This is a genomic window from Actinomadura sp. HBU206391 (genome assembly GCF_014323665.1).
GTDB lineage: Bacteria > Actinomycetota > Actinomycetes > Streptosporangiales > Streptosporangiaceae > Actinomadura_C.
On the sequence record NZ_JABVEB010000259.1, the window covers coordinates 1 to 7,272 of the forward strand.

General features: G+C 72.2%; 5 protein-coding genes and 2 pseudogenes. All 7 read right to left on the reverse strand.

Annotated features, from left to right (window positions below; translation table 11 throughout):
- A pseudogene (locus HKK72_RS40275) lies at positions 1-186 on the reverse strand (glycosyltransferase family 4 protein); the annotation flags it as partial.
- The gene (gene murJ / locus HKK72_RS33370) at positions 179-1,783 is read right to left on the reverse strand and encodes a murein biosynthesis integral membrane protein MurJ (RefSeq protein ID WP_315987578.1); all 1,605 of its coding nucleotides are present in this window, start codon (positions 1,781-1,783) and stop codon (positions 179-181) included. The pseudogene HKK72_RS40275 and the gene murJ, both read right to left, overlap by 8 nt.
- Positions 1,780-2,673, reverse strand: a complete 894-nt coding sequence (locus tag HKK72_RS33375; RefSeq protein WP_187238409.1) for a hypothetical protein — start codon at positions 2,671-2,673, stop codon at positions 1,780-1,782. The genes murJ and HKK72_RS33375 overlap by 4 nt, the downstream gene beginning before the upstream one ends.
- Positions 2,670-3,626 (reverse strand): copper transporter, encoded by a 957-nt coding sequence (locus HKK72_RS33380; protein WP_187238410.1) that lies wholly within the window; start codon positions 3,624-3,626, stop codon positions 2,670-2,672. Before HKK72_RS33380 ends, HKK72_RS33375 begins: the two co-directional genes overlap by 4 nt.
- Positions 3,623-4,864 (reverse strand): putative cytokinetic ring protein SteA, encoded by a 1,242-nt coding sequence (gene steA / locus HKK72_RS33385; RefSeq protein WP_187238411.1) that lies wholly within the window; start codon positions 4,862-4,864, stop codon positions 3,623-3,625. The genes HKK72_RS33380 and steA overlap by 4 nt, the downstream gene beginning before the upstream one ends.
- A 163-nt stretch (positions 4,865-5,027) precedes the next feature.
- Positions 5,028-6,725, reverse strand: a complete 1,698-nt coding sequence (gene recN / locus HKK72_RS33390) for a DNA repair protein RecN (RefSeq protein WP_187238414.1) — start codon at positions 6,723-6,725, stop codon at positions 5,028-5,030.
- Between the two features lie 90 nt (positions 6,726-6,815).
- Positions 6,816-7,272 (reverse strand): annotated as a pseudogene (locus HKK72_RS33395) (NAD(+)/NADH kinase); the annotation flags it as partial.

Here is a 7,272-nt window from a genome sequence, read left to right on the forward strand (position 1 = left end):
GGCCTGCGCGGGCCCGAGGATCACGACGCGGGCGCCGCGGGCGACCAGTCCTCCGGCGATGGAGCGCACGTGCCGTCCCACGCCTCCGGCGCTGGTGCCCAGCACGAGGGCGATCCGGAGCCCTTCGACGTCGCTCGCGCCGGGGCCGCCCTCAGGGGTGCCGCCGGCGCCGTCCCGCTCAACCATCACGTGTCACCTTCCGGCTGAGGACGGCCCGCAGGTCCCGCCCGTCGATCACGAGGGCGATCGCGGCGAAGACCGCCGCCGCGGCAGCCGCCGCGAGTGCCCCCACGCCCATGTTCGTCACCAGACCGCCCGGGCCGATGCCCCAGGCCACACCGTAGCCCGCCAGGCCACCCGCCGTACCCCCGACGACACCCGCGGTCATCGCCCGGCCGAGCCCGGCGACCGCCGTACGGCCGCGAGCACGGATCAACGCGATCACCAGAGCGGCTCCGGCCACCGTCATGCCGATCGTGTTGCCGAGGCCGAGAGCGGGCACGACCCAGTCCCTGGGGACGGTCAGCGCCAGCGCGAGATCCGCGGCGATCACGACCAGCCAGCCGGCCACGGTGGCCCCGGCTGACGCCCGCCCCCGCCGGCCCGCGAAGAGCACCCGGCCGAGGTGGGCGACCAGGCCATAGCCGAGCAGGCCCGGCGCGAAGGCGAGGATCGCGTGTGCCAGCGCGTCGGGGTAGGTGCCCGGCGCCCGGTCGAACAGGTGGGCGACGGGAATCGCGACGGCGGCCAGTGCCGCCGCTCCGGCGCAGGAGACCAGCACGACGGCACGTGTGGTCGATGCCGTGATCCGGTCGAACTCCGGCTCGTCGGCGCGCGCCGACAGCACGGGGAAGGCGCTCGTGGCGATGGGCACCGCCAGGATCGCCCATGGCAGCAGGAACACCGCCCAGGCGTAGTTGTAGTGCGCGAGCGCTCCGGCCGTGTCGCGACCGCTCAGGGCCATGACGGTGAGCGTGGCGAGCTGCTGTGCCACGACCGTCGCCACCCCGGCCAGGGCCAGGTGCGAGATCCGCCTGGCCGCACCGGGCGGGAAGGTGAGCGTCGGCCGAAGGCCCAGCCGGAGCGGCCGGACCGCGAGCATGGCGGTGCCCACGAGGGCCACCACGCCGAGCGTCGTGCCGATCGAGAGCGTGAGCTCGGCGCTCTGCGGAAGGTTCGCCAGGTCGTTCGGCCGGCCGGTGCCGACGATCACGTACGCGAGGTAGGCGCCGATCACGACCAGGCTCGACACCAGCGGCGCCACGGCCGGACCGGTGAAGCGGCGGTGGGCCTGCAGCACGCCGTAGAGCACCACGGCGAGCCCGTAAAGCACGATCTGCGGAGCGAAGACGACCAGCATCCGCGAGGCCACGCCCACCACTTCATCGGCCTCGCAGCGACCTGCCTGGCCGTGGACGAGCAGGTCCATCACCGGGCCGGCCGCCACCGCCAGCACGATCGACAGCGGCACCAGCACGAGCACCACCCACGTGAGCATCGCCGAGGCGACGTGGCGCACGTGCTCGCGGTCGCCGCGTTCGACCGGGCCGGCCAGCACTGGGACGACCATGCTCGCGAGAGCGCCGCCCGCGACGATCTCGAAGACTACGTTCGGGATCTGGTTGGCGAGGAAGTACGCCTGGCTGAGGCACGACGTCGTGACCGTCTGGGAGAACACGAACGTGCGGCCGAAGCCGGCGACGCGCGCCAAGGCGGTGAGGAGCGCGATGAGGACGGCCGCCCCCGCGAGGCCCCCGGTGAGGCGGGCCAGCCGTGATGTCACTGTGCCGCGTCGGCCACCTGAACCGCGTCGGGCTCCTCGCCCTGCGTCGGCGCGGCGGCCTGCTGCGCGGGCCGCCGGCCCAGCATGTCGAGCCGGTGCAGCACCGGGGTGCGCTGGATGACCTTGGTGAAGCTGACGAACTCGCTGGCCCCGTTCATGGCCACCAGCCCTGCGAGCACCGCGAGGCGGCCGCCGCGGCCCAGCCTGGTCGCGCCGAGGCCGAGCAGGGCGCCGAGCGCGTTGGCGCCCGCGTCGCCCAGCATGGCCCGTTCACCGAGATCCTCGGGCAGCAGCGCGAGAGCCGCGCCGAGCGGGGCGGCGACCACGGCGGCCGACGATCCCACCGCGAGCGGCGCTCCCGCCAGCACGCCGACCTTGATCGCACGTCCGGGGCGCAGGTCGAACAGGTTCATCAGATTGGCCGCGCCGGCGACGATGGCGCCGTTCACGAGTACGTCGAACGCGGTGTGCTCAGGCTTGCGGGCCAGCGCGGCCGCGGCCAGCCCGGTGGCTCCGATGCCGACGATCTTGACGCCGCCACTGGTCAGCTCACCGCGGGCCAGCGCGCCCAGGTGCCCCTTGAAACCACGAGAGGAGCCGGAACCGGCCAGGTCGTCATAGCCGCCGAGGATTCCCGAGCCCATGCCGGCCAGCAGCGCGGCGGCCCGCGTACGCCCGGTGAGGCCGGGGGTGAGCAGACCGCCGGCGACGGCGCCGGCGACGAAGGCCGGCCCCTCGAGCAGGGTCACCGGCTCACCGCGGTGGTTGGTGCGGCCCCACGCCTCGGCCCCGTCCCGGTCGCCCACGGCGGGAGGACGCCGGGTGAGGGCGGTGTAGGCGGCACGCGCGGCGACGGCGCCCAGGGCACCGCCGATGATCAGACGCTTCATGGACGCTTCTCCGTGCTCGGCGCCGGCGTCGGGAGGTAACCGTCGACGCCGGACCCGATCCCGTACTTGCCGGACTTGCCGCCGATCTCGGTCACCAGGGCGAGGACGGTGACGACCTGACCCGAGGAGGTGTCCGCGGTGTCCACCGTGGAGACCACGGAGGCGGTTTCGGACCTGCGCAGCATCGCGATCAGCCCGCCGTCCTGCGCGGCGGTCGGCGGCCCGGCCAGCACGGTGCCGCGGCCGGCCTTGTCGAGGGCGGCGGTCAGGGAGACCAGGGCCTTGTTGCCGGTCTCCCCGCTCTTGCCCGTGTACACAGTCGAAGGTGCGATCACGACGGCGAGTGTCGCACGCGCACCCGGCTTGCCGCTGGTGGTTACGAAACCCTGATCTTTGAATCCGGCGAGGACCTCACCGCCGGCCGCCTCCTCACGCCCGGCGCGGGAGGTCTGATCGGTCACCAGCACGCTCGCGAGCACGGCCCCGGCCCGGTCGTAGGGCGTCTCGGAGTCGGAGATCGTCACGGCGTTGGGCTTCACCGACTTGGCCAGCTGGTCCAGTACCTCCAGCTGGTCCTCGGCGAAGTACTTGTTCTGGACGTTGACGCTGCCGGTGTAGGTGGCGCCCGCGTCGGTGATCGTCTTCGCCACCTGCTCACGGATCTTGTCATTGGAGCCCGGCGTCTCGATCAGCACGACCTGCTCGCCCTTGAGCCGGCCGGCGACGAACTGCGGGCCGAGAACACCGGCGAACTGCTCCGCGCCCTTGATCCGGGTTTCCCGCTCGTCGACCTGCCGCCGCAGGTCGTCCTTGCTCTTCAGCAACCCCTTGTTGGAGTTCTCGAGCCCGGCGAGCGTGGGGTCCCTCAGCGTGGTCGCGCCGAGAACCAGCCCGACCGCGAGGGAAAGGAAGATCGCGACGATGGAAACGAGGTGATAGCGAAAATCGATCACGAGAAGAGTCCGGTCAGCCAGAAGAGGAAGGCGTGCCATCCGTCGGCCAGCGCGGGGGCGATGATTCCCCCGGCGGGCGACACGGCCACGGCCACGATGATTGCGATGAGAGCCGCGACCGCGGGAAGCAGCAGCGACCAGGTGGAGATCCGGCTGCGGTAGAGCCGGCTCACCCCCTTGGCGTCGACGAGCTTGCTGCCCACCCGGAGCCGGGTGAGGAAGGTGCTCGCCATCCCGGCCCGGCCCTTGTCGAGGAACTCCACCATGTTGGCGTGCGTGCCGACCGCGACGATGAGGGTCGCCCCCTTCTCGTCGGCGAGCAGCATCGCGATGTCCTCGCTGGTCGCGGTGGCGGGAAAGGTCACCGCTTCCAGACCCAGGTCGTGCAGCCGTTTGAGGCCGGGCGCCTGGCCGTCGTGGTAGGCGTGCACGACCAGCTCGGCCCCACAGGTGAGCGCGTCGTCGGAGACCGAGTCCATGTCCCCGACGATCATGTCCGGCCGGTAACCGGCCTCGATGAGGGCGTCGGCACCGCCGTCCACGCCGATCAGCACCGGACGGTACTCCCGCAGGTACGGCCGGAGGGCGGCGATGTCCTCGCGGTAGTGGTAACCGCGCACGACGATGAGCGCGTGCCGGTCCTCCATCTTGGTCTTGATGTCGGGCACGCCGACGCCGTCGATGAGCAGATCACCCTCGCGGTTGATGTACTCCATCGTGTTGACCACGAACGCCTTGAGCTGGACCGACAGGCCCGCCTTGGCGTCGGCGATCGCGGTCTCGAGCGTCTCGGCCGTGTGCTCGGTGCCCTTGGCGACCACCTCGTCGCCGCGGAAGACGGTCTCGCCCTGGACCCGGACGAGTTCGCCCTCGGTGAGCCGAGCGAAGATCTCCGGCCCCACGTCGTCGATGAGGGGGATGCCCGCCTCGACGAGGATCTGCGGCCCGAGGTTCGGATAGCGGCCGGAGATGCTCGGCGCCACATTGACGACGGCGCCCACCTTGCAGGAGACGAGGGCCTCGGCGCTGACCCGGTCGAGATCGACGTGGTCGATGACGGCCACCTCGCCGGGCCGGAGCCGCTTCGTGAGCGTCTTGGTCCTGCGGTCGAGGCGCACCGTCGCGTTGAGGCCGGCCTTGCCGTTCGCCCGGCCGCGACCCAACGCCGAAAGAGCGCGTTGCGGCAGCTTCTGAGGCAACCGCAAACGCCACTCGGACTTCGGGGTTGGGTGGTTCATCGCCTGCCATCCTGCCAGAGCAGCCGGGATGACATGGCTACGACGATCGTTTCAGGCGTGTCAGTTCGCGCGCTCACCACCGCGTACGCGGGCCCGCCGGCCCCTGTCGCCCGCAGCAGCCCCAACGGCACCAAGGGCGTCAGGCCGCGGAGGCCGAGCGGGGTCAGCGCTCCGCGGCGGCGAGCGCGAGCAGCTCCTCCGCGTGCGCGCGGCCGAGCTCGGAATCCTCCAGCCCGGCGAGCATCCGGGACAGTTCCCGGATCCGCCCGTCCCGGTCGAGCGTTGTCACGCCGCTGCGAGTGACCGTGCCGTCATCGGACTTCTCCACCAGCAGGTGCTGATCGGCGAAGGCGGCGACCTGCGGGAGATGTGTGACGACGATCACCTGGGCATTGCGGGCGAGCATGGCCAGCCGACGGCCGATCTCGACCGCGGCCTTGCCGCCGACCCCGGCGTCGACCTCGTCGAACACGAAGGTCGGCACCGGGTCGGCGCCGGCGAAGACGACCTCGATGGCGAGCATCACCCGCGACAGTTCACCGCCGGAGGCGCCCTTGTGCAGCGGCAGCGGTGGGGCGCCGGGGTGCGAGGCCAGGCGCAGCTCCACTTCGTCGGCGCCGTGCGCGCCGAAGTCGGCGGCCTGGGTGACCGAGACCACGATGCGGGCGTGCGGCATCGCCAGCGCTGTCAGCTCGTCGGTGACGGCCTTCGAGAACCGCTCCGCGGCCCGGGTGCGCACCGCGGTGAGCTCTCCGGCCAGCTCTCGCAGGCGCTCGGTGAGCTCTTCGTGCTCGCCGCGCAGTTCCTCGATTCGCTCGTCGTCCCCGTCGAGCTCGGTGATCCGCTGCGCCGAGCGCGCCGACCAGGCGAGAACCTCGTCGATGCTGGCGCCGTACTTGCGGGTGAGCGTGGTCAGCGCCGCCTGGCGTTCCTGTACGACGGCCAGCCGGGTCGGATCGGCCTCGACCGACTCGGCGTAGGAGGCGAGCTCCCCGCCTGCGTCGGCGAGCAGGTAACCGACCTCGGCCAGCCGGTCGGCGAGCGTCGCGAGCGCCGGATCGTGCCCGCGGACCGCTTCGAGGGCGTTGCGCGCGGACCCGAGTAGCCCGACGGCGTCCGCGGCGGCGACCACCGCGGTGGGGTCGCCGAGGAGCGCCTCGTGCGCTGTGGTGGCGGCCGTGCGGAGGGCGTCGGCGTGCCCGAGACGCTCCTCCTCGGTCGCGAGCTCGGTGTCCTCGCCCGGTTTCGGGTCGACCTTCTCGATCTCCTCGAGCCCGAACCGCAGCAGGTCGGCCTCTTGGGCACGGTCGCGGGCGCGCGTGGTCAGCTCGTCCAGCAGCGCGCTGACCTGGCGATGCCGCTGGTAGGCGGAGGTGTAGGCGCGCAGCGGCTTGGTCAGCTCGTCGCCCGCGTAGCGGTCGAGGGCACTGCGCTGCCGCCCGGCCTGCAGCAGCCGCTGCTGGTCGGCCTGGCCGTGCACGGCCACCAGATCGTCGGCGAGGTTGATGAGCACGCTCACCGGCGTGGACCGGCCGCCCAGGTGGGCCCGTGACCGTCCCTCGGCCGAGACCGAACGAGTGACGATGAGAGCGCCGTCGTCGAGCTCTCCGCCCGCCTCCTCGACCCTTTCGACGACCTTGCCGCCCGGGTCGACGATGATGCGGCCCTCGACCGTGGCCCGCTCGGCGCCGGGTCGCACCCGCTGCGGGTCGGCACGTCCGCCGAACAGCAGTCCCAGGCTGGTGACGACCATGGTCTTGCCGGCCCCGGTCTCGCCCGTCACGACGTTGAATCCCGGGGACAGTTCCAGCACGGCCTCGTCGATCACGCCGAGGCCCTGGATTCGTACCTCCTCGACCATCGGCCGCACGTGGTACCCCCTATCCGGATCACGTTTCGTACCCCGACTCTCTCGGGGGGTTACGGGGCCCGGCGCCCCATTCAGGTGAGGCTATCGCTCTTGTGTGCGAGAGCGCCCCCGCCAACCGGTGACCGGCAGACCGAACTTCGTGACGAGCCGGTCGGTGAAGGGTGTGCGGTGGAGCCGGGCGAGCCGCACCGGAGTCGCGCCGCGCCGCACCTCGATGCGGGCTCCCGGCGGCAGTTCCCCGGTGCGCCGGCCGTCACACCACAGCACCGCGCGCGAGGTGTCGGGGATCACCTCGATCGCGACGACCGACCTCGGTGAGACCACCATCGGCCGTGCGAACAGGGCATGTGCGCTGATCGGCACCACGAGCATCGCCTCCACCTCGGGCCACACGACCGGTCCGCCCGCCGAGAACGCGTAGGCGGTGGACCCGGTCGGCGTCGCGACCACCACGCCGTCGCAACCCCAGTGCGACAGCGGGCGGCCGTCGATCTCGACGACGACCTCGAGCATCCGCTCCCGCGACGCCTTCTCGACG